General features: G+C 43.2%; 26 protein-coding genes. 20 read left to right on the forward strand and 6 right to left on the reverse strand.

Translation table 11 applies throughout. The features are described 5' to 3' along the window. The first annotated feature begins 82 nt into the window (after positions 1-82). The 10 genes from AC1DUD_RS10230 (at position 83) to AC1DUD_RS10275 (ending at position 11,286) form a co-directional block, all read left to right on the forward strand. Complete coding sequence (locus tag AC1DUD_RS10230; RefSeq protein WP_477374243.1) at positions 83-2,752, forward strand: alpha-L-rhamnosidase; 2,670 nt, start codon at positions 83-85, stop codon at positions 2,750-2,752. Between the two features lie 136 nt (positions 2,753-2,888). Continuing rightward, positions 2,889-3,533, forward strand: coding sequence for an START domain-containing protein (locus AC1DUD_RS10235; protein WP_477374245.1), 645 nt, complete (start codon positions 2,889-2,891; stop codon positions 3,531-3,533). Positions 3,534-3,951: 418 nt separating this feature from the next. Then, positions 3,952-4,689: a (Fe-S)-binding protein gene (locus AC1DUD_RS10240; protein WP_477374247.1), complete on the forward strand. Its 738-nt coding sequence runs from the start codon at positions 3,952-3,954 to the stop codon at positions 4,687-4,689. After that, positions 4,689-6,077: a lactate utilization protein B gene (locus AC1DUD_RS10245; protein WP_477374249.1), complete on the forward strand. Its 1,389-nt coding sequence runs from the start codon at positions 4,689-4,691 to the stop codon at positions 6,075-6,077. The genes AC1DUD_RS10240 and AC1DUD_RS10245 overlap by 1 nt, the downstream gene beginning before the upstream one ends. Beyond that, entirely contained in the window at positions 6,074-6,667 is a 594-nt protein-coding gene (locus tag AC1DUD_RS10250) for a LutC/YkgG family protein (RefSeq protein WP_477374251.1), read from the forward strand. Before AC1DUD_RS10245 ends, AC1DUD_RS10250 begins: the two co-directional genes overlap by 4 nt. A gap of 349 nt (positions 6,668-7,016) precedes the next feature. After that, positions 7,017-7,760: an SDR family oxidoreductase gene (locus tag AC1DUD_RS10255; protein WP_477374253.1), complete on the forward strand. Its 744-nt coding sequence runs from the start codon at positions 7,017-7,019 to the stop codon at positions 7,758-7,760. A gap of 28 nt (positions 7,761-7,788) precedes the next feature. After that, entirely contained in the window at positions 7,789-8,526 is a 738-nt protein-coding gene (locus tag AC1DUD_RS10260; protein WP_477374256.1) for an SDR family oxidoreductase, read from the forward strand. Between the two features lie 81 nt (positions 8,527-8,607). After that, positions 8,608-10,149: a DHA2 family efflux MFS transporter permease subunit gene (locus AC1DUD_RS10265; protein ID WP_477374258.1), complete on the forward strand. Its 1,542-nt coding sequence runs from the start codon at positions 8,608-8,610 to the stop codon at positions 10,147-10,149. Between the two features lie 30 nt (positions 10,150-10,179). Then, complete coding sequence (locus AC1DUD_RS10270) at positions 10,180-10,782, forward strand: TetR/AcrR family transcriptional regulator (protein WP_477374260.1); 603 nt, start codon at positions 10,180-10,182, stop codon at positions 10,780-10,782. 114 nt (positions 10,783-10,896) lie between these two features. Next, positions 10,897-11,286 (forward strand): response regulator, encoded by a 390-nt coding sequence (locus AC1DUD_RS10275; RefSeq protein WP_477374262.1) that lies wholly within the window; start codon positions 10,897-10,899, stop codon positions 11,284-11,286. A 131-nt stretch (positions 11,287-11,417) separates the two neighbouring features. Here AC1DUD_RS10275 and AC1DUD_RS10280 read toward each other — a convergent pair whose 3' ends face one another. Next, the gene (locus tag AC1DUD_RS10280; protein ID WP_477374265.1) at positions 11,418-11,879 is read right to left on the reverse strand and encodes a DUF4268 domain-containing protein; all 462 of its coding nucleotides are present in this window, start codon (positions 11,877-11,879) and stop codon (positions 11,418-11,420) included. 247 nt (positions 11,880-12,126) lie between these two features. On the opposite strand from AC1DUD_RS10280, the gene AC1DUD_RS10285 reads away from it, so the two are divergent. The 3 genes from AC1DUD_RS10285 to AC1DUD_RS10295 all read left to right on the forward strand — a co-directional run bounded on the left by AC1DUD_RS10285 (position 12,127) and on the right by AC1DUD_RS10295 (position 14,239). After that, positions 12,127-12,414, forward strand: a complete 288-nt coding sequence (locus tag AC1DUD_RS10285) for a DUF3892 domain-containing protein (RefSeq protein WP_091211933.1) — start codon at positions 12,127-12,129, stop codon at positions 12,412-12,414. 172 nt (positions 12,415-12,586) lie between these two features. Then, positions 12,587-13,411, forward strand: a complete 825-nt coding sequence (locus AC1DUD_RS10290; RefSeq protein WP_477374267.1) for an oxidoreductase — start codon at positions 12,587-12,589, stop codon at positions 13,409-13,411. 24 nt (positions 13,412-13,435) lie between these two features. Beyond that, complete coding sequence (locus AC1DUD_RS10295; protein ID WP_477374269.1) at positions 13,436-14,239, forward strand: helix-turn-helix domain-containing protein; 804 nt, start codon at positions 13,436-13,438, stop codon at positions 14,237-14,239. 63 nt (positions 14,240-14,302) lie between these two features. On the opposite strand, the gene AC1DUD_RS10300 is transcribed toward AC1DUD_RS10295, so the two are convergent. Beyond that, positions 14,303-14,659, reverse strand: coding sequence for a nuclear transport factor 2 family protein (locus AC1DUD_RS10300; protein WP_477374271.1), 357 nt, complete (start codon positions 14,657-14,659; stop codon positions 14,303-14,305). A 190-nt stretch (positions 14,660-14,849) separates the two neighbouring features. On the opposite strand from AC1DUD_RS10300, the gene AC1DUD_RS10305 reads away from it, so the two are divergent. From AC1DUD_RS10305 to AC1DUD_RS10320, 4 genes are all read left to right on the forward strand, one after another. Beyond that, entirely contained in the window at positions 14,850-15,341 is a 492-nt protein-coding gene (locus tag AC1DUD_RS10305; RefSeq protein WP_477374273.1) for a hypothetical protein, read from the forward strand. Between the two features lie 162 nt (positions 15,342-15,503). After that, the gene (locus AC1DUD_RS10310; RefSeq protein ID WP_477374275.1) at positions 15,504-15,857 is read left to right on the forward strand and encodes a hypothetical protein; all 354 of its coding nucleotides are present in this window, start codon (positions 15,504-15,506) and stop codon (positions 15,855-15,857) included. 58 nt (positions 15,858-15,915) lie between these two features. Beyond that, positions 15,916-16,518: a Crp/Fnr family transcriptional regulator gene (locus tag AC1DUD_RS10315; protein WP_477374277.1), complete on the forward strand. Its 603-nt coding sequence runs from the start codon at positions 15,916-15,918 to the stop codon at positions 16,516-16,518. A 71-nt stretch (positions 16,519-16,589) separates the two neighbouring features. Continuing rightward, a complete protein-coding gene (locus AC1DUD_RS10320; protein ID WP_477374279.1) occupies positions 16,590-17,027 on the forward strand; it encodes a carboxymuconolactone decarboxylase family protein in 438 nt (145 codons plus the stop codon). Between the two features lie 64 nt (positions 17,028-17,091). Here AC1DUD_RS10320 and AC1DUD_RS10325 read toward each other — a convergent pair whose 3' ends face one another. Then, on the reverse strand, positions 17,092-17,382 hold the full coding sequence (locus AC1DUD_RS10325; RefSeq protein ID WP_477374281.1) for a YciI family protein: 291 nt from the start codon (positions 17,380-17,382) through the stop codon (positions 17,092-17,094). Between the two features lie 138 nt (positions 17,383-17,520). Between AC1DUD_RS10325 and AC1DUD_RS10330 the strand changes: the two genes are divergently transcribed. Continuing rightward, entirely contained in the window at positions 17,521-18,021 is a 501-nt protein-coding gene (locus AC1DUD_RS10330; RefSeq protein WP_477374283.1) for a DUF3859 domain-containing protein, read from the forward strand. Between the two features lie 100 nt (positions 18,022-18,121). Here the strand turns inward: AC1DUD_RS10330 and AC1DUD_RS10335 are convergent, their stop codons facing one another. Beyond that, positions 18,122-20,077: a sialate O-acetylesterase gene (locus tag AC1DUD_RS10335; RefSeq protein ID WP_477374285.1), complete on the reverse strand. Its 1,956-nt coding sequence runs from the start codon at positions 20,075-20,077 to the stop codon at positions 18,122-18,124. A 233-nt stretch (positions 20,078-20,310) separates the two neighbouring features. On the opposite strand from AC1DUD_RS10335, the gene AC1DUD_RS10340 reads away from it, so the two are divergent. Beyond that, complete coding sequence (locus tag AC1DUD_RS10340) at positions 20,311-22,698, forward strand: TonB-dependent receptor domain-containing protein (RefSeq protein WP_477374287.1); 2,388 nt, start codon at positions 20,311-20,313, stop codon at positions 22,696-22,698. 52 nt (positions 22,699-22,750) lie between these two features. Here the strand turns inward: AC1DUD_RS10340 and AC1DUD_RS10345 are convergent, their stop codons facing one another. Beyond that, positions 22,751-23,494 carry a hypothetical protein gene (locus AC1DUD_RS10345; protein ID WP_477374289.1) on the reverse strand — a complete coding sequence of 248 codons (744 nt, stop codon included), beginning with the start codon at positions 23,492-23,494 and terminating at the stop codon, positions 22,751-22,753. 110 nt (positions 23,495-23,604) lie between these two features. On the opposite strand from AC1DUD_RS10345, the gene AC1DUD_RS10350 reads away from it, so the two are divergent. Continuing rightward, positions 23,605-24,669, forward strand: a complete 1,065-nt coding sequence (locus AC1DUD_RS10350) for a substrate-binding domain-containing protein (RefSeq protein WP_477374291.1) — start codon at positions 23,605-23,607, stop codon at positions 24,667-24,669. A 274-nt stretch (positions 24,670-24,943) separates the two neighbouring features. Here AC1DUD_RS10350 and AC1DUD_RS10355 read toward each other — a convergent pair whose 3' ends face one another. Beyond that, entirely contained in the window at positions 24,944-26,503 is a 1,560-nt protein-coding gene (locus tag AC1DUD_RS10355) for a beta-N-acetylhexosaminidase (RefSeq protein ID WP_477374293.1), read from the reverse strand. Between the last annotated feature and the right edge of the window lie 77 nt (positions 26,504-26,580).

Raw genomic sequence — 26,580 nt, forward strand, 5'->3', positions numbered from 1 at the left:
CAAACCATCCATTTAACATTGTTGCTTGTGACAACATATCATAGGCTTTGGCCAATATTGTATAAACCGCTATCTTAACCACATGAAACACCCTTTATGTAAGCCATTGCTTAGCATTGCCTTATTATGCTGCTCTTTTTCGATATCACAAGCCCAAACGCCGGAGGCTGCAGGTCTTAAATCCGAATACCTTGTAAATCCTATAGGTATTGATAATACCCATCCCCGCTTAACCTGGCTTATGAACGATAAAGCACAGGGAGCCGCTCAAAGTGCTTATCAACTATTTGTTGGTACCGATTCAATTGCGGTTTCTACAGGTAAAGGCAGTAACTGGGCTACTCCCAAAATTGCTTCATCAAACAACCTTGTTATTTATAATGGCCAGCAACTAAAACCTTTTACTAAGTATTACTGGAAGGTTCAGCTTTGGGATCAGGCAAGTAAAAAACTTGCTCCATCAGCTATAAATAGCTTTGAAACCGGTATGATGGGGATGCAAAACTGGCAAGGCTCATGGATCAGTGATAATAAAGGTATTGCCGTAAACCCCGCCCCCTATTTTCGGAATACATTTAAGGTGACAAAAACTATCCGCTCGGCAAGGGCTTATATTGCTGTGGCTGGTTTATACGAGCTATATCTAAACGGAAAAAAGATCGGCAATCATAGGCTCGACCCTATGTATACCCGGTTCGACAGGCGTACACTTTATGTTTCATATGATGTTACCGCTCAATTGCAAAGTGGCAAAAATGCCGTTGGCGTATTATTGGGCAACGGATGGTACAATCACCAAAGTACAGCGGTTTGGTTTTTTCACCAGGCGCCATGGCGCGGTCGCCCGGCATTTTGCATGGATCTGCGCATCACTTATACCGATGGTACAGTTGAAACCGTAAAATCAGGTACCGATTGGAAAACTTCGCTTAGCCCAATCGTTTTCAATAGCATTTATACTGCCGAACACTATGACGGCAGACTGGAGCAAGCAGGCTGGAACACTGCCAATTTTGACGACAGCAAATGGAAACCGGTTATCAACCGCTCTGCACCTTCTATGAATATCGTATCGCAGGCTATGCAACCTATCCGCGCGGTTAATACCATCAGCACCAAAAGCGTAACCAAAATTGATAGCGACGTTTGGGTGTTTGATATGGGGCGGAATATTTCGGGCGTAAGCCAGATCACCGTTAAAGGCGACTCGGGCACAGTGATCCGCCTTAAGCATGCCGAAAGATTGAACAAGAACGGTCATGTTGATCAATCCAACATTGATCTGCATTACCGCCCTACCGATGATAAAGATCCTTTCCAAACCGATATTTTCATTTTAGGCGGCAAGGGTGAAGAAACATTTTCACCACGCTTTAACTACAAAGGGTTTCAATACATAGAAGTAAACAGCAGCAAACCAATTCAAATAGGTAAGGAAAACATCAAAGCATTTTTTATGCATAGCGATGTGGAGCCGATCGGTACGGTCAAAGCATCAAACCAAACCATTAACCAGATCTGGACTGCCACCAACAATAGCTACCTGAGCAACCTGTTCGGCTACCCAACCGATTGCCCACAACGCGAGAAAAACGGATGGACAGGCGACGCCCACATTGCCAGCGAAACCGGTTTATACAATTTCGACGGTATTACTGTCTACGAAAAATGGTTGGCTGATCACCGCGATGAACAGCAGCCAAACGGTGTACTACCATCCATTATTCCAACCGGCGGATGGGGTTACGAATGGGGCAACGGTCCCGACTGGACAAGTACCATCGCCATTATACCCTACAATATTTATTTATTTTATGGCGATAGCAAACTGCTGGCTGATAGCTACACTGCCATTGAAAAATACGTAAACCATATTGATGAACTTTACCCCACAGGTCTTACTACCTGGGGCTTGGGCGACTGGGTGCCTGTAAAATCGGTTTCGCCGGTTGAACTTACCTCGTCTGTTTATTACTATACCGATGCCAGCATATTGGCTAAAGCAGCTAAAATATTAGGCAAACAGGCCGATTATGTAAAATACACAGCACTGGCCAATAAGATCAAAAATGCAATCAATGCAAAATATTTAGATACGACTACCGGCATTTACGGTAAAGGCTTACAAACAGAATTAAGTGTACCGCTTTACTGGGGCGTAGTACCCGAAAACCTGAAAAGTAAAGTAGCGGATAATCTTGCTCAACGTGTTGCTGCCGATAACTTCCATTTAGATGTTGGGATATTGGGTGCCAAAGCAATCTTGAGTGCTTTGAGCGATAACGGTCACGCAGATGTGGCTTACAAAATAGCCTCGCAGGAAACCTTCCCATCATGGGGCTGGTGGATGGTGAACGGCGCGACAACTTTGTACGAAAACTGGCAGATAGATGCCAAATCCGATATCTCGCTTAATCATATCATGTTTGGTGAAATTGGTGCATGGCTATATAAAGGCATTGCCGGTATCCATCCCGATCCTGAGCATCCGGGTTTTAAAAATGTATTGTTGCAACCGCATTTTGTACCGGGCTTAAATGAGTTTACGGCAACCCACAAAGGGCCGTATGGCAACATCGTTTCATCATGGCAGCGTACTGGCAATGGTGTAACTTATAAAGTTACCGTACCGGCAAATTCAACTGCTACTATCACGTTTCCGGCAGGTAAAGTTTACCTGGCCGGCAAGCCACTTGCCATCAATAGCTCTTACAAAGCAACAGCAGGGAGTTATGTATTCGAGCTGAAATAATAGAGCCGCAAATGCCATAGTATTTTCATATTTTAATATTGGCGCATATCAAATGACCATTTACTGACAGGCCGGGGCAACCCCGGCCTGTTTTTGTATATAAATTTGTCACACCTTATTTACAATCACTGATACCATGCGCAGAATACTCCCGATCATATTATTATTGTTCATTGCAAAATTTGCAATAGCCGGCCCGGAACAACCCTGGTCGTTAAGCAGCGACAAGGAAGGTATTAAAGTTTATACCCGACACATTGCAGACTCAAAAATTAAAGCCATAAAAGTAGAATGTACATTCAACGCTACAGCTGCCCAGTTGGTAGCTGTATTGATGGATATAAAAACCTGTGCAGAATGGGTTTATCATACCAAATCTGCAACTGTTATTAAAGAGGTATCCCCATCTGATATTTATTATTACTCAGAAGTTAACATACCCTGGCCGGTGCATAACCGTGATTTTATAGCACATCTTAAAGTTACCCAAGACCCTAAAACAAAAGTTGTTACCATAGATGCGCCGGTTATATCAGATATGATGCCTGTAAAAGATGGTATTGTAAGGGTTGAAAACTCAACCGGCAGATGGGTGATTACCCCAGTTGACAGCGCCCATGTAAGTATTGTTTATACTTTACACCTTGACCCGGGAGGTTCAGTACCTGCCTGGCTTATTAACATGTTTGCCGCCCAGGGGCCAATGGAAAGTTTTAAAGGCTTGAAAAAGCAGCTGCAGAAACCGGCTTATAAGGATGTGAAGCTGGCTTATGTGCAGTGAGTTTCCCCACAAAAAGGGGAGCGGTTCATAAAAAGAAAAGATGTTTCGCAAACGAAACATCTTTTCTTTTTAATCTCAAAGCGTCATTGAGGTACGAGGCAATTCCAAACTATGCAGAGAAATCTGCACAGCCACTCTGTTAATAGGGGATTGCTTCGTACCTCGCAATGACGCGATATATTAGGCAAATCCTCTCCTTTTAATCCAATAAATCCCTCCAAATCTCGGTTCAGCCACCTCATTCCTGCTAATAAACGTCAACATTTTGCAAATAAAATTGAAAACAGTTAACTCGCTTAGCTGTACTTTCGGTGTTTAGTGTGCATAGCCATGTCTCCCTTGCAGGATACCAAAGGATAGTTGTGCAAATTATAAACGCTAATATTGCTTTAACCAATTTAAAGTAAACGTGTAAACGATGAGAGTTGCTTTGTTTGTCCCTTGCTATGTTGATCAGTTTTACCCCAAAGCGGCTATTGCCACGCTGGAGTTACTGGAGAAACTTGGCTGTGAAGTCCATTACCCTAAAAATCAAACCTGCTGCGGACAGCCGATGGCCAATTCGGGCTATGAGCATTTAACCGGCGGTTGTAATAATTTATTTGTCGATAATTTTTCGGGATACGATTATATCGTTTGTCCTTCAGGAAGTTGTACCCTACACATCAAGGAGCATTTACATACCGATGGGAAAGAGGAACAAGCAAAAGAGATCCGCAAAAAGGTTTATGAACTTACCGAGTTTTTAGTTGATATATTAGGAGTAAAACAACTCTCGGCCAGCTTTCCTTACCGGGTTGGCTTACACCAAAGCTGCCACGGTTTGCGTGGTTTGCGGATTGCCCAAATGAGCGAGCTGGTTGCCGAACCTTTTAGCAAACCGGAACAACTGCTTGATATGGTGAACGGATTGGAACTGGTACCGCTCAGCCGCCAGGATGATTGCTGCGGTTTCGGCGGTACATTTTGTGTAGTTGAAGAAGCCGTATCTGCAAAAATGGGTAAAGACCGTGTAGCTGATCACGTATCACACGGAGCACAATATATTACCTCAGCCGATCTTTCTTGCCTGATGCATTTAGAAGGTATTCTGCGTCGCCAAAACAGCGATGTTAAAGTAATTCACGTAGCCGAAATTTTAAACCACAGCATGTAATGAGTACCGCTACTACCAAAGATCACCCGCATTTAGCTGCAGAATTTAACCGCGATGAGCCCCGTGTAAACTGGCACGATGAAACCCTGTGGTGGGTACGCGCGAAGAGGGATATCGCCGCACATAAACTCCCCGAATGGGAACTGCTGCGCGAAACGGCATCACAAATAAAACTGAACGTACTTTCAAACTTGAGCAGCTACCTGGAGCAGTTTGAGGCAAACGCCATCAAAAATGGTATCATAGTACACTGGGCGGCCGATGCTGCAGAACATAACCAGATTGTACACAGCTTACTTGAGCAACGTGGCATTACCAAAATGGTAAAAAGCAAATCGATGCTTACCGAGGAATGCCATTTAAACGAATACTTGAAAGAACAGGGTATAGATGTAATTGACTCTGACCTTGGCGAACGTATTGTACAGCTGGCCAATGAACCGCCAAGCCATATCGTTCTGCCTTGTATCCATAAAAAGAAAGAAGAGATAGGCGATATTTTTCACGAACACTTAGGTTCGGCCAAAGGCGAATCGGATCCAAAAATATTGACAGAAACTGCACGCCAGCATTTGCGTGAGGTATTTTTAACCCGTCGAGCAGCCCTTACCGGCGTTAATTTTGCCGTGGCCGAAACCGGCGAATTTGTGATCTGCACCAACGAGGGCAATGCCGATATGGGCGCTCACCTGGCCGAGATCAACATTGCATCGATGGGTATTGAAAAGATCATCCCTGAAAGGAAACACCTCGGCGTGTTTTTACGCCTGCTTACCCGCAGTGCTACCGGACAACCCATCACTACCTATTCGAGCCATTTCAGCAAACCACAGGATGGCAGCGAAATTCATATTATTATTGTTGATAACGGGCGCAGCATACAATTAGGCCGCGAGGAGTTCCGCAACTCGTTGAAATGTATCCGTTGCGGGGCTTGTATGAACACATGCCCGGTTTACCGCAAAAGCGGGGGCCACAGCTATCATACTGCTGTTGCCGGGCCAATAGGCTCTATCCTGGCCCCTAACCTCGACATGAAAAAATATGCCGACTTGCCCTTTGCTTCTACCCTTTGCGGTTCGTGCAGTAACGTGTGCCCGGTTAAAATAGATATTCATGACCAGCTGTATAAATGGCGGCAGGTGATTGTTAAAGAGGGATATTCGCCCAAAACAAAGACTATGGCCATGAAGGCTATGGCCTTAACACTGGCCTCACCAACCTTATACCGTATGGGCGGCAAAACCGGCAGACTGGTATTTAAATACGCCCCATTTGCGGTAAACAATAAATTAAACCCCTGGTATAACCAAAGGGAAATGCCCAAAGCACCCGAGGAGTCATTTGGCGAATGGTATGCAAAAAGGAAAGGAGCAAAAAACTCATGAGCCGCGAAAAGATCTTAGCCGCTGTAAAATTCAACCAGCCTACAGCCAACCCATTGCCTGATATGGAAGTGCTGAACACGCTCACCGATGTGAGGACAGACCTGATAGCCAAATATAAAACCATTGCCACTGCAGGCGGCAGTTTTGTTTACGAAGTAAGTGGCTTTGATGAGATCAAAACCATCCTCAAAAATGAATTTAAGCCAGGAGTAAAGATCATATCTGCCCTTGATGAGCTGAGCGATTACATTTATGCCGATACTGTAAAACATGAAGACGGTCATACTTTTGCCGATGTAGAGTTAACCGTCTTGCGTACCAATCTTGGTGTTGCCGAAAATGGCGCACTCTGGCTTACTGAAAAAGAAATGGGCAGCCGGGTATTGCCTTTTATTGCCCAGCATTTGGCAGTGGTGATTGGCAAAGATGATTTTGTGCCTACCATGGCGCAGGCCTATCAAACTATTGGCGAGGCTGATTATGGTTATGGTTCGTTTATATCAGGTCCATCAAAAACGGCGGATATTGAACAATCACTGGTTATCGGGGCGCATGGGCCGCGGAGTTTATCGGTGTTTATACTTTCTTAAAGCTAATAAACCCATATCATTGCTGAGCGATAACGCGGCAACCGCACGCAAGCATGGCCGCTCTGTATAGTATTCGATTGCTTCGTAACTCGCAATGATAATAAGAAAAATGTCATTACGAGCGCAGCGTGGCAACCGCACGGAAGCATAGCCGCTCTGTAAAGCATTCGGTTGCTTCGTTGTTCCGCAATGACATTTTTTTTACACTTGCATTTGTTATCAACAAACGCAACAACCACCAATCCACCCTAAAAATCAACAATTTACAACAATGACAAAAAGATGATACAAAAATATACCGATTGGTATATTTTTGTGGTGTCGAAAGTAATGATCGACATAACAGAAAATGAAAACTTCAGAAAACACCATATTAATCACCGGCGGCAGTGCCGGCATAGGCTTTGAAATAGCTAAACAATTAACAGCAAAAAATAACCATGTAATTATAGTTGGCCGTAACCAGCAACGTTTGGATGCAGCCGCTGCTCAATTACAAAATGTAACTGCCATTAAAGCAGATGTATCAGACGCTGCAGACGTTGATGCTTTGGTTAGCAGGCTTAAAAGCGATTTTCCTCAATTGAATGTTGTGATTAATAATGCCGGTGCTGCTCAATACAACACCCTTATTAACGATGAAAACATTTTTGATAAAGCCCAGGCCGAAATGTTCACCAACTACCTGTCAATAGTAAAGCTTAACGAAAAACTATTACCATCATTGGTAAAACAACCCGAAGCAGCTATCGTAAACGTATCATCAATTGTAGCCTTTGCACCAAGCATCGGGCTGGCCACTTATGCAGCCTCCAAAGCCGCCTTACATTCTTATACCCGCGCATTGCGTTTGGCATTGAAAGACAGCAGCGTAAAAGTATTTGAATTAATGCCTCCACTGGTTAATACCGAATTTTCTGCCGAAATTGGTGGTGCCGAAAGGGGGATCCCTGCTTCACAGGTTGCTGATGAACTGATTGCATCGTTTGAAACTGACAACTACGAGATCAGGGTTGCCGGTACCGAACAGTTTTACCGCTTATATCTTTCAAACCCAGATGAAGCTTTAAAAGCGATAAATCCTGGTAAATAATCTTCAACGCTCTATAAAAACAAACAACATGAAAACTTCAGAAAACACCGTACTTATTACCGGCGGCAGTGCCGGGATAGGTTTTGAAATAGCCAAACAATTATCAGCTAAAAATAACCATGTAATTATCATTGGCCGTAACCAGGAGCGTTTGGATAAAGCAGCTGCCCAATTGCAAAATGTAACTGCAATTAAAGCCGATATTTCCAATGCAGAGGATGTGGAAGCCTTAACCTCTCAAGTGAAAAAAGACTTTCCACAGCTGAACGTGGTGATCAATAACGCCGGCGCGGCTTCAATCAATGATTTGCTTACTACACCCAACGTTTTTGAAAACGCACAAACAGAAATGTTCACGAATTACATTTCTGTTGTACGCCTTAATGAAAAATTGCTGCCCGTATTACAACAGCAAAGCGAAGCAGCTATCGTAAACGTATCATCAATAGTTGCCTTTTTGCCTGGCAAACAAACCGCTACCTATTCAGCTACTAAAGCCGCTTTACACTCTTACACCATTTCGTTAAGGGCCGCTTTGGAAGATACCAATATTAAAGTATTTGAGCTGATGCCGCCTTTGGTTGATACTGAATTTTCGGCAGAGATTGGCGGGCGCAACGGTATCCCCGCTTCACAAGTTGCTGATGAATTTATAGCTGGCTTCGAAACCAACAACTATGAGATCCGCGTTGGTGGCACCGAGCCATTCTACCGTCTGTTCCTGTCAAACCCAGCCGAAGCTTTGAAAGCCCTTCACCAGAGATAATTCTCTGGTCTAATTTTTTCGCTCTAAAAAATACCGATTGGTATTTTTTAGAGCGATTGTAGTTCCATAATTCTTACTTCAATGAAAAAAAGCATTCTCATCATTACCGTTATAGCCGCCGCTATTATGGAACTGATAGACACCTCCATAGTAAACGTAGCCCTCTCGCACATGAGTGGTAATTTGGGCGCCACGCTCGAAGATACTTCCTGGGTGATCACAGCGTACGCCATAGCCAACATCATCGTAATACCCATGACCAGCTTTTTAACAACTAAGCTTGGCCGCCGTAATTATTATATCGGGTCAATTATAGCCTTTACTTTCTTTTCGGCCATGTGTGGGTTTGCTTCAAACATATGGACACTGGTTGCTTTCCGCTTTTTACAGGGTATTGGCGGCGGTGCGCTTTTATCGGTATCGCAGGCAATTGTTTTTGAAGTTTACGGTAAAGCACGTGTTGGTATAGCCAGCGCATTATTTGGTGTGGGAGTATTTTTAGGCCCAACCATTGGCCCTACCCTCGGCGGCTTTATTACCGAACACTATACCTGGCCATGGATTTTTTTCATCAATATTCCTATCGGCATAGCAGTAACTATATCAAGCTTATTGCTGGTTACCGAACCTGAGATCAAAGTCAAAGCAAAAAGTGTAGACTGGTGGGGTATTCTCCTGCTCGTGATAGGTATAGGCTCGCTCCAAACTGTATTGGAACGAGGTGAAACTGACGACTGGTTTTCGGCAGGTTATATCATTGTGCTTACCATAGTGGCGGTTATCAGCCTTAGTACTTTTATCTGGTGGGAACTTACAACTCCGAACCCCGTTATTGATTTAAGGGTGCTTAAAAGTAAATCGCTTGCGGTGGCAGCTATACTAACATTTGTAACCGGCTTCGGGTTGTTTACATCGGTATTCCTTACACCGGTATTGGCACAGCGAGTGTTACTATTTCCGCCTACTATTACAGGGCTGATTTTATTGCCGGGTGCGGTACTTGCAATTGTAGGCTTATTGTTTTCGGCCACGTTGCTTAAAAAAGGGGTATCACCATTAATTATTATCACAGCCGGCTTCATCATCTTCATCACCTTTACCTGGCAAATGTCGCGCATGAATTTGGAAGCGGCTCCTGGCGATCTGGTTGGTCCGCTAATTTACAGGGCTATGGGCATTGCATTATTAACTGTTCCGCTTACCGCTTTGGCCGTATCTGGTCTCGAACCAAAAGATATTCCGCAGGGAACAGCACTGAATAATATGATGCGGCAGTTAGGCGGGTCGTTTGGTATTGCGGTTATTAACACCTACGTAGCACAACGTTTCGGGTTGCACCGCAGCGACCTGTTGGCGAATATCAACATCTTCAATGATCAGGCTACAGCGCGGATAGCTAAGCTAACCAATTATTTCAGCAGCCGGGGCTTTTCATCATTTGATGCCCAGAAAAAAGCTATTGCTGTTATTGATAGCACCATCAACAGGCAATCATATTTGTTAAGTTACCTGGATGCTTACCTGTTTTCGGGTTTAATATTTTTACTGGCGATGCCGCTCTTGTTCCTGGTTATCAATCGTAAAAAACAAGCCGGGCCTATAGTAATTATAAGCGATCACTAAAAACTAAATACCAGTTGGTATATTTGTATTATGGAAAACGAATTATCAAAGGCTGAGCGTACACGCCAGTTCATTATTGAGCGTACCTCATCCATATTTAATAAAAAGGGCTATGCAGGCACTTCCCTTTCTGACCTTACCGAGGCTACAGGCCTTACCAAAGGCAGCATTTACGGCAACTTTAAAAACAAGGAAGAAGTAGCTGCTGAAGTATTTGAATATAACTCGGGCAAGGTGCGCAAACAAATTCAGGAGCGAATTCAGCGGGCTACCAGCTATCACGATAAACTGCTGGTTTATGCACAGGTATATCATAGCTTTACCCGTGGTGATTTTATTCCTGGCGGCTGCCCGATCCTAAACACTGCTGTTGATGCTGACGATACTAACCCATTACTAAAAGATAAAGCTGCCAGAGCAATCACCCGCTGGAAAACAGGCATCGAAAACCTCATTAAAGCAGGTATAGAAGCCGGCGAACTGAAGCCGGATATCAACACCACCGAAACAGCTTTAAGCATGATAGCACTTATTGAGGGGGGTATTATGATCTCCAAAGTGACCGACTCGCCTACAAACCTTGATATAGTTTTGGCATCAGTTCATAGTATGGTTGACAGCCTGAAGCTGTAAATATACCCGCACTTGAGAGACCTTAGGCTGCCACTTGATTGTTACAATAATTGGATTTAACTTTGAAAACAAAAGAAACGTTCCCAGCGTTATCTTCTTTACCAATTATTAATTATGTCGAAAAAGATATTGATCCTCGATGATAGCGAGGATATTTTGGAAGTGATGAAAGAAGCTCTTGAAATGGAGCATTATGAAGTTGAGGTACTGAACTATACTGATGACATATGCAGGGCGGCACTATCAGCAAATGCCGACCTTGTGATTTTGGATTACATTTTGTTCGGTATAAACGGTGGCGAACTTTGCCACATGCTAAAAACCACTCCGGCGACGGCGCACATCCCGGTGGTGATGGTATCAGCCTACCCGCGTGTACTTGAATCATTGGGCAACTATGGTTCAGATGCTTTTATTGCCAAGCCTTTTAACTTGAGCGATGTTATCGACACTGTTAATCATTGCTTTTTAACAACAGGCGATGATTTGGCGCATATGGCGTAAAGGAATTGTCATTGCATTCTCCACCTCGTCATTGCGAGGCACGAAGCAATCCCCAATTTGCAGAGCCGCTCTGTAATGTTCGCGATTGCTTCGTTCCTCGCAATGACGAAAGTTTTAGACATTAGTAGCCTCTACCTGAACAAATCAAAACTATATTGCGCCATACTCCAAAACTCATCAAGCGCAATAATGCGGGGCTTAAAAAAGGAGATCAGCGCAGGCCAGTCCTGCTGATTAAATACGCTTACGTCAGGCAATGTTTTAATAATACGGCTTACGGTTTTGTTGTACTCATCAGTTGTATGAAGCTGCCATTCCCATTCCTCATCAAGCTGGCCGTTAAGGATAATTTTTAATTCAATAAACTGGTCAAACATCAATTGCTGGATGTCGACATCGGGGTGGCTCATTTCAATAGCTATAAAAGCCGATCTTTTATCGGCCTCCATTTTAAAGTACAGGTGCTTGATGCCTGTTTTATAATTAACCCAGTTAGTACGCAGACCGTCGGCAGATAGCTGAGGCTTGAGGTATTGTCCAAACGCTGTCCAGAAAGCCTGTTTTAATTGAGTTGCCTGTTCTTTTGAGTACAAATTTATGGGGATTGATGAGGGGCAAAAGTAAGGGTTTTTAAATTATAGTTTGTTACTGGCATGAAGCGGATCAGCCTGTCCCATTGAATAAGCACACAAAGGCGCAGAGGCGCCAAGAAAAAACCTTTGCGTCTTAGCGCCTTTGCGTGCAAGCAATGATGGATAAGTGCAGGGGCCTAACCCACTGTGCTTTTTTAACATTCTTGTCCAATAAACCATATCTTTACAAATCCCACATTTATATTTTATGGCAAGCTATCAGGTAAACTGTATTGATAAACCCAAAGCATCAAGCACACACGAGCAAATAACCCATATAGGTTATTATGAATCGCTAGACAGGCCAAGGGTGGTGATCTCCGTTGCCGAAGCCATAGCCCGTATTGAAGCCAACAGCCAGGCTTTTTATGTAAGTACCGAAAGAGGCAAAACCTACCTTACCGTAGTAAAACCCGAAGATGGCGGCAAAAAACACCTCAAATCGTTAACCGACAGAGCTGGCATTGATAACCTGCTAACACTGGAAGAAGTTTAATCATTCCTCCCTAAACTTTTCGCCTTTAACCTTTTATCTTTCGCCTCAAAACTGAGCTCCACACCAAAGCAACTTTGAGCCGCACACCAAACCTGCGCCCTTGTTTAAACGCGACCTTTGTTTTGCTGTAAGGCCACTGAGCCACATAGCTGACAAAAATCAAATTGAAATAATGGAAAAGAAAGTAATATTGGTAACCGGGGCATCTGCCGGCATGGGTAAAGCATTTGCTGAAGAATTATTAAAAGACGGGCATATCGTTTACGGAGCCGCCCGCCGCGTTGAAAAAATGGAAGACATCCGCAGGCTCGGTGTAAATGTGCTGGCAATGGATGTGACCAGCGAAGCCGAAATGGCTCAGGGCATTGATACCATCATTCAGGCCGAAGGCAAGATAGATGTGCTCATTAACAATGCAGGTTTTGGCTCGTACGGAGCGATTGAAGACGTGCCGTTGAGCGATGCCCGTTACCAACTGGAGGTAAATGTTTTTGGTGCGGCCCGCTTAATTCAACTGGTGTTACCGTGTATGCGTAAACAGCGTTTAGGTACTATCATCAACGTATCAAGTATCGGCGGCAAGTTTGCTTCGCCGCTGGGTGGCTGGTACCACTCAAGCAAGTTTGCGCTGGAGGCCATGAGCGATAGCTTGCGTAACGAGGTAAAGCAGTTCGGTATTAACGTAGTAGTAATTGAACCCGGCGGCATTAAAACCGAATGGAGCGGCATAGCGGCCGATAACCTGCTTAAAGTTTCGGGCGGTGGGGCATATGCTTCGTTGGCGAAGAAATTTGCGATCATGTTAACACAAACTGTTGAAGCTAAAATTCCCGGCCCAATGGTGATTGTGAACCTGGTACGTAAAGCTATCGCCAGTAAAAAACCAAAAATCCGTTACCATGGCGGCTATATGGCTTCGCTGCTGCTTTTTTTACGCAAGTTGTTGTCTGATCGCGCCTTCGATGGTTTGATTAGCAGCCAGATGAAATCAGTTTGATTTATATTAGCCTAATCAAATCCAATGGAAGATAAAAGCCATATCCAGTTTAACAACCTGCTATATTCATGCACAGAGCAAAAACAACGCGGCAATGAGCAGTTTGTGCATGAACACGCGTTTGGATACATTGTATCGGGTGAGGTTCACTCCCTGAGCAACAACCAAAAACAGGTATTTAAACAAGGGATGATTGGCCTGGTGCGCCGCAACCAATTGGTAAAATCGGTAAAAGTACCGGCATTGGGTGGCGATTTTAAATCGATCAATATATTTTTAGATCAGGGCTTTTTGCGCCGGTATGCTGCCGAAAACAAACTGCCGCCGGTTGGTCATTATACTGGCGAACCATTAATTGAGCTCACCGATGATCCGTTCATAAAAGGCTATTTTGATTCACTGCTCCCCTACTTTAACCATTCATCACAACTTAACGCGCAACTGGCCGAACTGAAAACCCTTGAAGCGGTTGAATTACTGCTGAGGGCGAAGCCTGAACTAAAAAACTTTTTGTTTGATTTCAGCGAACCTTATAAGATAGACTTGGAAGCCTATATGAACCGGCACTATATGTACAATGTACCAACAGCCCAGTTCGCCCGGCTTACCGGTAGGAGTCTTGCCGGTTTTAAACGTGATTTTGAAAAGGTGTTTAAAATTCCTCCGGGTCAGTGGTTATTGCAAAAGCGGCTAAACGAAGCCTATTTTCTGATCCGCGAAAAAGGGCGCAAGCCATCAGATGTTTACCTTGATGTTGGCTTTGAGAACCTCTCGCACTTTTCATATTCATTCAAGAAAACATTTGGGGTAGCGCCGTCAACGATTTAAGTACAAATTACACGGATTATTACGAATCCGATCATAAAGGCTATTCGTGTAATTCGTGTTAATTCAGTCCTTTTTATCAACTATATATGATGTAAGTGTTTTCACCTTATCATTTTCCAGTTCATAAAAATCGGCGTAGTACATAGCCATATCTTCCCCGTTTTTGCCTTTGCATTGCACAAGACCGTCAACAGCGGCAGTATTACCCTCAGCAATAATATGGTCTTTAGTTGATGAAACCATTTTTACATCTTCCATCCCGCCTAAAAATTGCTCCACTTCATTCTTCCCGTTCATTATAGTTATCGACGAACCTTTCATAGTCCATGTTACGTCATCAGCAAAAAAACTTAGGATCTTTTTAACGTCGTTATTATCAAAAGCGTCGATAACCTGTTGCACAATTTCTTTAGTTGTCATGATAGTTTGATTTTGTTTAGAATAAAGTTAACCACTATATCACGAGACTAAAGGGGGCGAAAATGACATTATCAGGGTGTTTTACGACTGATAGCAGGTGATATTCATATCCGGCAAACAACAATAAAATCACGTTTCGGATTTTGCGTTTATTATTTAACTTGGTACAACAAAATACCAGCCATATCACATGATCAGTAAACAACCACAAAATCAAAGCCCGGCGGCTATCGTAAAAACACTCAATATTATACACATGGCCCTTGCAGCAGGCCAGATTTTATTTGCAGCGGTTACATTTATAATTCCTAAAAGCCAGGAAAAAGGCGCAGCCAATGATATGCTAATCTATATTGCACCTGTTTTAGCCATTACTTGTTTTATTGCCGGACATTTCCTGTTTCTAAAACTTTTAAGCGACATCAGAAAAGACACCCCACTGAAAGCTAAACTCATTGCCTATCAATCCGCTACGATAATAAGGCTCGCATTACTTGAGGGACCTTCACTATTTAGTATTATAGGCTTTTTATTAACCGGTAAGCTGATTTTCCTGGCCATAGCAGGAGCCCTTGTTGCCTATTTCATTTACCAGCGCCCCAGCAGGCAAAAAATTGAAGATGACCTGAGTTTAGGTTATGAAGAAAAGGCAGAACTTGACGGAACTGATAAAGTTTATTGAATTATTTTTCTTAAACACATGAAATCTAAATTCAAATTTTGGCCAAAGTTTTTTCTGCTGATGTGCCTGCTTTTGAGTTGCCTTATATTTTTTTATGCTTTCAACAATTTCGACATTCTTTTTGTCCGTGGCAAGCCGCTTCATTTCCTAATATTTCCTTACATGATTTTTAATTGCACTATCTGTGGTTTGATAGGGCATCAATTAAATTATAAAACACAAACAATCATTATTGATGATGATACAATAACCAGGGTCCGCAACTTTGGCTTTGGTTTGAAAAAGATTTATAAAATCAACGAGGTTGCAGGTTTTTTAACCTATTCTATATCTGGTAAGAAAAATGCGAACGAATATCTATACCTGGTTGCAGGCGATGAAAAGGTAGCGAAATTATCAACCTATTATCACCAAAACTACCAGGAATTAAAATCGTCAATGATTCAGCACCAAATTCAAAACTTAGGAAACGAGCAGTGGACCCTATGGAAACATCTTTCGGAACGAACGATTTAAATTATGAATAACAATTAGTATAGCCAAAATACTCATAAATACTAATTCGTATAATTCGATGCAATTCGAGAAATTTGTGCCCAATAATATGTACCCCGAACTCATCAACCACATTAAACGATATGTTCAGCTATCCGCGGCTGATGACGAAAGCATATGCCAACATTTTGAATTAAAGAAATTTAAAAAGAAGGAGTTCATTTTAGAACCGGGCAAACTTTGCGCGGGGAACTACTTTGTAACCAAAGGACTGGTCAGGCAGTACTTTGTCAACAACAAGCTCAATGAGCAAATAATACAGTTCGGTTTGGAAAACTGGTGGATTGCCGACCAGGACAGTCTGCTCAACCACCAACCGGCTACCACTTACATTCAAACCATTGAGGCTTCGGAATTACTGCTGCTTAGTGAAAAGAATCGCGTAGCATTGTTTGAAGCAGTGCCACATATGGAGGGATATTTCCGTGTTATGATGCAAAAGGCCTTTGTTGCCTCGCAACGGCGCATTGGCTATATCTTCAACCAAAACGACGAGGAACGTTATCGTTATTTTACCCGCCTGTTTCCTGATTTTGTACAGCGGGTGCCCCAATATATGCTGGCCTCATACTTAGGCTTTACCCCGCAATTTTTAAGCCGGCTCCGGGCCAAAAAAATCTGATTTTCTTAAACTCAGTTCATTTTTTCAGGGCATGTTTATCTGCAACTTTGTATTAACAAAAAGATAAAAACATGAACCGCTTAAAAATGAACACCGCCGAACCGGCTGGATACAGGGCCCTGATAGCCCTTGAAAAATATATTGAAAGTACTGGTTTAATCACCCGTCATAAAGACCTGATCAAGATCCGCGCTTCACAAATTAATGGCTGTGCCTTTTGTGTAGATATGCACACCACCGATGCCCGTAAAGCCGGCGAAACCGAACGCCGCATCTACAACATCAGCGTTTGGCGCGATACCCCTTTCTTTGATGAGCAGGAACGTGCCATACTGGCCCTTACCGAAGAAGTAACCCTGATCACCGGCCGCGTATCCGACGAAACTTATAAAAAAGCAGCCGAGGTGCTTGACGAACTTTACCTGGCCCAGGTTATTATGGCCATCATCACCATCAACGCATGGAACCGCATAGGTATAGCTACCGAGCTTCAGCCACCGCTTAATTAAGCTTTTAATTTCATTGTTTTAATAGAAGCCGCCTGTGCAAACGGGCGGCTTTGTTGTCAATTACCTAAGCAGATAAAATCGGCATCATCAACGCCACTTCATAACTACCCAGCACATTGGCCGGGTCATTAGCTATCAGTTCCTTTATCTGGGCTTCATCATCTACAGCCAGGATCCCTAAGCCATAAACACCTTTCGGATCGAAAACAGGGCCGAAGATGAGCACCAGTCCTTCTTTCATTTTTCCTTTCAGGTATTCGGAATGAGCTTTCATGATGGCCCGCTCATCGTCGGTCATATCATTCGGAAACGTTGGGCGGTTTCCAACCAGCTTTATAACGAAATGCTTTTTCATAGCAATAAATTTAGACTATTTTTTGATCCAATAGTCCGGTCGATTACTTTAGTGAAACCATAAATCTTTGCAAAATAATTAAACCTTTATCACATGGAATAGTCCTGTTACTTTACCGAAACCATAAATCTTTACAAAATGATCAAACCTTTATCACTTGGCTTAGTTGCCTTCCTGCTGCTTATCAACGCACGCACAAACGCCCAGCAAACAGTAGTACATACATTTGAAATTACCGAAGTAAGCTATGGTATCTACGCTTCAAAAACAGTAGCCAAAGAACCTATGGCCGGATCGCCAACAGATAACCATAACATGGCAGATACTTCAATACTGGTAAAAAAAACGCTAAGGGTCCCGGCTAAATTAGGCATCAAATTTGGTGCTGAATACAAAGTATCGGCTGATAGAAATGAGACTGTTCCTGTTGAAGTTGAATGGGTATATCCGGAAATGCATGATCCTGCCGGGAGAATCACAAATACAAGCTTAAAGTATCCGCTGGCCATCCCCGCAAACATGGTTAATAACAGCAGTTATACCCTCGAAAAAAAACACGAAGTTTTAAAAGGCAACTGGGTGTTAAATATTTACCATGACGGCAAAATAGTTTACAGTAAAAAATTTCAACTGTATTAAAACTTCTGTTAAAGACAGTGCTAACGTCCCATCAGGGTCTCTCGCAGAGGACCCTGATGTATACGCCATGCAGATTCGCCGTTCTGGAACATGATTTTTATTACTTACCCACCCAGTTATCCGTACGGAAAGGCGAAGCCGGCAAACCGACACCATTGTATAAGGTGATCACCGGATTATTGGCCCAGGCATACCTTACTGCAACCGGGTTCGCAACATCCGGGCTGCTCACAATAACTTTGTTTCCTTTAATAATGGCGGTAGCCCAATGAAACTTCATGTCCTCGCCGGCTATCGCAAAGCCCTGCATTGTTTCGCCGCCCTGTGCCTTTAAACCACCATCGGTATAATTAAAGCTTAGTTCAATTTTATCACCATCAATTTTTTGCGATTTGTACATTGGGCCCGAATATGACTGCGACTTATGGTAGGTTTTATCTAAAGCAACCAAAGCAAGGCGACGGCCAACTTCCTGCTTATTTTTGGGGTGGATATTATCCGCCTCGCCCAGATCGGCAGCCACGGCCATACCTGTATTGGGGAGTTCGAGCGTTTTTGACTGCGCCTCCCTTAATTCTGCCCATCCAGACGGTATCGGCTCAGCATCGCGTTTTTGCCAGTTGGCTAATTGTACAAAGTAAAACGGAAAATTTCCTTCGTTCCAGGTAGTGCGCCAACCGTTTATCATGCCTTCAAACAGCTCCTTGTACTGACTGGGTCTGCCGGTATTAGCTTCACCCTGGTACCAGATAGCACCGCGGATAGCCATAGGAGTCAGCGGATTGATCATGGCATTATACAATACAGCCAGCCTGTTCGGGTTATCGCCAACGGGCATAGGCGGCAGGCTTTTGATATTAAAACCAACTTTATAATCCCAGTTACCGGCCAATGAGATCTTCTCGCCCGATGCTGATACTAATTGCATTTCATCTACGCCGTACAATCCACCGCCGCCACCACTATCAAAAACACGCACAGTAATAACTGCTTCGCCCGCTTTTACTTTTGCGGCAGGAATAACATAGTTGCGCGACTGCAGAAAGCCGTCAGTAGCCCCAATTTTTTCACCGTTAAACCATGTTATCTCATTATCATCTATCTTACCCAAACTGATCTTAATATCCTGCCCCGCCCATGCTGCAGGAATGCTGATCTTTTTACGAAACCAAACAACGCCGTCAAAATCTCCTAAAGTACTCTTTTCAAAAAACTGGGGCAATTGCATAGTTCGCCAGCCGGTAGTATCGGTATTAAAGGCGTTGTTGTTGGTATAGCCCCAATCGGCGGCAGTGGCCAGTTTATTCCATGCCTCCAGCCTTTGTGCAAAGGTTGTAGAAGTTTCTGTTTTAGCAGTTTCCTGCTGCTGTTTGATCTGCTCGCTGAAAACAGGGTTATTGGTCAAAGCATTCTCATCGCTCCAGGCTTCGATCATAGTGCCGCCCCAATTTGTACTGATCAAACCGATAGGAATTTTTGCCTGCTTATTAATTTCTCTTCCGAAAAAATACGCCACCGATGAAAATTCACCGATAGTTTGAGGCGAGCATACCATCCAGCCGCTATTAGCAACTTTTATATTGGTTTGCGGGCTAAGGTTGGTTGCCTGCGATACCTGCAATAAACGGATCTCCGGGTAATTAGCGTTGGCTATTTCCTCCTTATAATTATTAACCTGTCCCCAACCGGCTACGGGCATTTCCATGTTCGACTGGCCGGAGCAAACCCAAACCTCCCCTATCAATACGTTATTTAAAACTACAGGTTCGCTGCCATCTGTTATGGTAACCTTATAAGGGCCTCCATATGATGGTGTTTTGATCTTCACTTTCCAGTTACCATCGGCATCAGCAACGGTTGTATAGATTTTATTATTCCATGACGATGTAATGGAGACAGTTTTACCGGCATCAGCCTTACCCCACACGCGGGCCATGGTTTTTTGCTGTAAAACCATATTATCACTAAAAACGCCAGGCATTGTCACTTTAGCAAAAGCGCCGGTGCTAAGCAAGAAACTTCCGAAAACTAAAGGTAAATACTTTTTCAGGTTCATTAATTTGAGATTTAGAATATAGGTTTTGTTGATGAATTGACTGGCCTTAAAGTTAAGTGCTGCAACTGACAATTAAAAAACGTTTTAGCAACATTTAAATCAGAAGTGTGATTTAAGGCATTTTATTGCGATTATTTCAAAAATAGGCACCCTTCTTTCTTTATTTAGACTTATTATAAATAAAGGTCTATATTTGCCGGCGTTTAAGTTTCACTAACTCATATTTTCTATTGATGAAACCCTTATTTTCCATCATCCTCGCATTTTTATTCATCACACCGTTTACTTTACAAGCACAAACAACAGGCAATATTACCGGAAAAGTAACTTTGGTTGATGGCCAGCCACTGGCATCCGGTTCGGTATCTATCACCGAACTTGCCAAAACCACCCTTACCGACGAGCACGGTAATTATTCTTTCAATAATATCGCCGAAGGCAATTATACCATCAAAGTACAGGTACTGGGAGCGGCCGAAAAAGACATCCCTGTAAAAGTAATTGCAGGGCAAACCATTACGGTTAACTACCAGTTGCCCAAAGAAAATGTGCAGGCCCTGCAGGAAGTTACCATATCGGGCAATGTTAACAAGTTTTCAAAAAAAGAGAGCGTGTACATTGCACGCCTTCCGCTAAAAAATCTTGAAAATCCGCAGGTCTATAACTCAGTTTCAAAAGAACTGATCCAGGAGCAGGTAGCGGTTGATTTGGGCAGTATCTCCAAAAATGTACCGGGAGCAGGCATCCCTATGATTGCCAACCAGGGTAGGGTTACCTTCCGTTCACGCGGCTTTGAAACTGAGCCTAACGCCCGTAACGGTGTAGCAGGTGCAGCATTTTCTTTTATCGACCCGGTAAATCTCGAGCGTATTGAAGCCATCAAGGGCCCATCGGCAACACTATTTGGTACCAGCATCTCCAGCAGCTACGGTGGTTTATATAACCGTGTTACTAAAAAGCCTTACAACGGCTTTGGCGGCGAAGTAGCTTATTACGGCGGCAGCTGGAACTTTAACCGTATTGCCTGGGATGTAAACACCCCGGTTAATGCCGACAAAACAGCATTGTTCCGTTTAAATGGTGCTACTTCCTTTCAAAAAAGTTTCCAGGACCTGGGCTTTACCAATACTATAAGTCTTGCGCCAAGTTTTTCATACCAGATAACCGACAGGCTTTCCTTATTGCTTGACGTTGAGTTTGGTCAGGCCAAAGCAACTTCGGTAGTACGTTTTAACCCTTATGTTGGCAACAAAACCCCGGTAGCTCCAAAATCAATTGCAGATATTGATTTCCCGTATAATAAAACCTTCATGAGCAATGATCTGGCTTATTCAACCCAGATGATAAACATCTTTGCTCAGCTCAACTATAAGATCTCCGAAAAATGGACCTCGCAAACCATTATTTCCCGCGCCCGTTCAACCATAAACGGTTACATCACGGCACTTAATGGAAAATCGGCAACTACTATGAGTCCGCAGGTTATTGCGGGTAACACCTCATTTATAGCAACAGATCTTCAACAAAATTTCATCGGCGATTTTAAGATCGGTAACCACCGCAACCGCGTGGTAGCCGGACTGGACTATTACAACAACTCTAACAGTTTTGACAGGGTAACCGTTAACCTTCCGGCAATTGATTTTATCAATGTTCCCTCAAGCTATCGTATTAGCCGTTTTAAGATCGACTCGCTGACCAGCAAAGGAACACTGCGAAAAGAAAACAATGGTGATAATACTTATGCAGCGTACATATCAGACGTATTTAATGTTACCGACCAATTATTGGTAATGGCCAGCTTACGGGCCGATCGTTATCAGTACGGCGGTGTATACAATATTGCAACAGGGGTAACCGCCGGTGGTCTTGGTGCCAATGGTGTACAAACAGGCCCGTATGGTCAAACCGCTTTCTCTCCTAAACTGGGCGTGGTTTACGAGTTATTTAAAGATAAGTTATCTCTATTCGGTAATTACATGAACGGCTTTTTTAACAAAAGCGGCGTGTTTAAAGATGGCAGCAGTTTTAAACCAGAGCATGCTAACCAGCTTGAATTTGGCGTAAAAGGCGATGTGTTTGACCACAGGCTTACCGGTACCATCAGTTACTACGACATTGAAGTAAAAGATATCATCAGGCCTGATCCAGCAGACCCGGTAAACTATTCTGTACAAGATGGTAACCAGCGAAGCCGCGGCCTTGAGGTTGACCTTACTGCCAACCCATTTGCAGGCCTTAACATTGTGGCCGGTTACGCTTATAACGACAGCAAGGTTACCAAAGGCGACTCAACAACGGTGGGCCTGCGCCCGGGCTTGTCAGGCTCGCCCCATACGGTAAACTTCTGGATTAGCTATCGGATACCAACAGGTAATCTGAGAGGCTTAGGTGCCGGTTTTGGCGGTAACTATGGTAATGCTTCGTACCAAACCAATACTACACTTACCAAGATCATTATTCCATCATACACACTGCTTGATGCAACGCTGTTTTATGATCAGCCTAAATACCGTATCAGCTTTAAAGTTGATAACCTGACCAGCGAAAAAGCATGGTCGGTAAGGTTAACGCCCCAGGCACCTGCCAGGTTTATTGGCAGTATGAGTCTTAAGTTTTAAACAAAAAAGGGGGCGTTAACGCCCCCTTTTTGTTTTATATCAAAATAGATTATTATTCAGCTACGATTTCCTCCGCAGAAACCTGCAAACAATAATTACAACGATGGCGGATGGCTGAATAAGCTACCCCGTTGTAAGTTCCGGGCGATGGATCTTCCCAATCCTCCCTGATAATATAAAGGCCGGGCATGGTTGGTTTAAAAACGGCTTCACCCTGCTCATTGGTAAGTAATTCCTTCTCCCAGTTTTCGGGATTAAAAACCCTTAAAGACGTTTTAGGCTCTACAATGCGTCCATTTTTAAATGCTTTGACTTTTATCAACCCATTTTTACCTGTGGTGATGATATCCAGTAGCTGGGCCGGGACCGAATTTATATTTCCTCCGCCCACCTGGTAAGCAGCGCATAAATAATCTATTGGTCTGATGTTTTTTCCTCCGCTTTTGGAACGATCGACAACTGCGTGGGAGTCATTTATTCCTAATATCCTATAAAAGCCATTATGTGTTGGCGTAAAGGCTGCTTCCCAGCAATCTACCTTTTTTATCATAGGCAATGCTGTTTTGTCACCTTTTTCATCCTGAACAAATACTTCAAAATCACCGGTGCGGGCAAGTTCAGTACCAGTATCCCGATGGCGGACACTAAACTCATCAATGTTACCATAACAAACCTGGATATATGTAGTTTCGTTTAATTTGCCAGAGCCTTTGACCTCCATCCAGTAAGCACTCGCGTTACCGGCAAACGGCATAAATATAAAAAGCAGGATAACCCTGAGTACAGATAATTTCATTGCGCCAAAAATAACAATTATAAGCGGGCATTAATTGAAAACAGGCATCTTCCTCCTTATCCGATTTAAAAAATGATTATCAAAATATAGTACATTTGGCTTGTATACACATGAAAAAAACAGGAATCGAATTAACTGGTGTTAAAGAAATTGCCCGGAGAGCAAATGTATCCATCGGCACGGTCGATAGGGTTATCCACAACCGGAAAGGCGTATCTGAGGAAACCAAAAAGAAAATAAATGCCATTATTGAGGAGATGGACTTCCGGCCCAATAAAATGGCAAGCCTGTTAGCTTCGCGTAAAATATTGAATTTCGCTATCCTGATCCCGGCCGTCTCTGACGAGACAGATTATTGGAGCTATCCTTTAAACGGTATAAAGCAGGCAGCAGAAGAGATCAGGCAATTTGGTGTAACTGTTAAATATTACTTTTACGATCTCAACTCAAAAAGCAGTTTCCATGCAGTTGCTGAAGAGATGCTGCAAAACGAACCCGATGCCATATTGATGGCTCCTTCATTTGTGGAAGAGTCGATAATATTTGCTGAAAAGATCCAGGAGCTTGAACTGCCGCTGGTATTTATTAATTCGGATTTACCGGATCAACCCGGTCTTGCCTATATCGGCCCCGAGCTTTATCAAAGCGGTAAACTTGCCGCGCAGCTTATCAGTCTTGCTATTCAAAAGCAGGATAAGATTTTAACGCTGAACATATCAACCGATCTCGAAAACAATCATCACCTGCTGCGGAAGGAACAGGGTTTCAAAAGCCTTTTCGAGAGCAGCGGGAAACTGAACGAGGTGATCACACTCAATATAGACGACACCAAACTTGCCGCGGCAGAAAAAGCGCTGTTACCTGTTTTAGAAGCTGAGCCGACCATCAAAGCTATTTTTGTAACCAATTCAAGAGTAAACCTCATAGCCGAAATTTTAGCGCAGCATAAACCAACTGACATTTTGCTTGTAGGCTATGATTTTTTGAAGAAAAATATCGATCACCTTATAACCGGCCAAATTACCTTCCTGATTTGCCAGCGCCCTAAAGAGCAGGGCTACCTTGGTGTTATGGCACTTTACAAACACCTTTTTAAAATAAGCGAGGTTGAAAAATCAACCTACATGCCTATTGATATCATCACGAAGGAAAATTATTTGTTTTATAATGGATAATCGTCCCTATTACGGCTATGCATCTTTTCTATCTTACACATCAAATAAAACCCGTTGTCATTTCGATTGAGCAGAGGTAGGCTAAGTGGTGGAGCGAAAGAGAAATCTTATACGCCCTGTTTTATAAATAATGCATGCTGTACGAGATGCATGCCGTACAAGATTTCTCACCCTTGCCCGGCTATTTCCTCCCTTCAAGGGTTCGAAATGACATTTTATTTTATTTAAACAAGCAGATACACAAGTTAATCCCTCAAACAGAACAACCCCACCCTCATCTTATCTTAGCCAACCGATCATACATTACATGGATCTTTTGGCTCCTTAACAGGTTTTCTTCATCCAACGCCGGTTTGTAAAGAAAATCCTTATTGAGCGCAGTAAACTCAGCATTCAGCCTTTGCTCATCGGCTAATAGTTTGTTGAGTTTTGTTAAGTACACCGGAGCCTGATCGGTAGAAAAATCGGGGGAGTTTACTTCGGCCTCTATTTTCATGTAGGTAAGGTAATACACCCGGATTCTGGCCATCAAAACATAATGCTTAAACTCCTGCGCTCCTTTTACAGGCTGCAATGATCTTAGCATATTCAGCGCATTAGTGGCGCTATCCAATAGTTGACTAACCGTTATTTCCTTTGGTGACATCACCTTGCCATGAACTACATTATATGGCGCAGCAAACAAGGCGTTTTTAAACTGCATTGCCTGCTGTTGATTTAAGCCATAATGTGAACTGCAATAGTTGATGATAAACTGATCGTTGGTTAACTTTTGCCCTGCATTTAATGTGCTTAAATAATAGCTGACCAGGATATTGAACCCGCTTAAAGGGTATACGTGACGGATAGCATACAAGTCGATCAGCTCATCTTCTGATTCAAACAGGGATGAATAAACGCCGGAGGTTGACCATGATGTCATGACGATACCCTTATATCCCAGCTTTCGCGATAAAGGAATAAAATCCCTGATGTTATTGAAATGCTTTTGCCAGTCGGTAAGGAAATAGTTGTCCGGGTAGCTCCTGATGGCCGGCGATCCCCAGATCTCATAACCCGATTTTAACAGCTTGGCATGATCGCCAAAATGGTTCACGTCCCAGCCGTAATTCCAGTCCACAAAAATAGTTTCTTTAGGTAGCAGGTTAATGTAGTCAGGATATTTCAGAGCGATATCGGCCCAAACAATTGGTCTTTTACCTAAACCAACTACAATATCGCACAGCATTTTAATATGATCAAAATACAACCGGGATAAGCCTATTTCAGCAGCCCGTTTTTTACATTTTTCGCAGTGACCCAATAAATAAGTTTCATCACCGCCAATATGAATATAAGGCGAATTATGGGTTGAAGCCAGGTCGGTATAAAGCGTGGTGAACAGCTTTTTATTTAACTCAGGCTCACTTGGGCAAACCTGGCTAAAATCCTTCTGATCTTCGCGCAGGGCAGCGTATTTATAATTACGCAGGATGTACTCTACATGCCCAAAACTTTGCTGAAGCGGAATTACCCGGATATGAAGCGAATTGCAATAGCTAATAAAATCGCGGACCTCTGCTCTTGAATAGGCATACCTGTTGGCTATAAGCGGTTCCTTCGCAAACGGATAGCTTCCCTCCCATTCCATTACCAGGGTATTGATACCGTTATGGCTTAAGTTGAGTACAAACTTTTTTAATGCAGGCAGCTTCATCACCTGGATGCGCATATCGAGGTGAAAACCTTTTATCTGAACCGAATCAACCGGCTTTACATTAATGGCTAATGCTGAAAACCTTAACCCCACAATAAGCAGGGTTAAAATTAAGCTGCGCTGTAAATAAGCTTTCATAATAATTTTTAAAGGCTATTTATGATCAAGCTCAACCGGGATTGGCTTTTTAACAAATCGATTGAGTTATTGCTTTA

It is taken from the genome of Mucilaginibacter sp. P4_A11 (assembly GCF_056402535.1).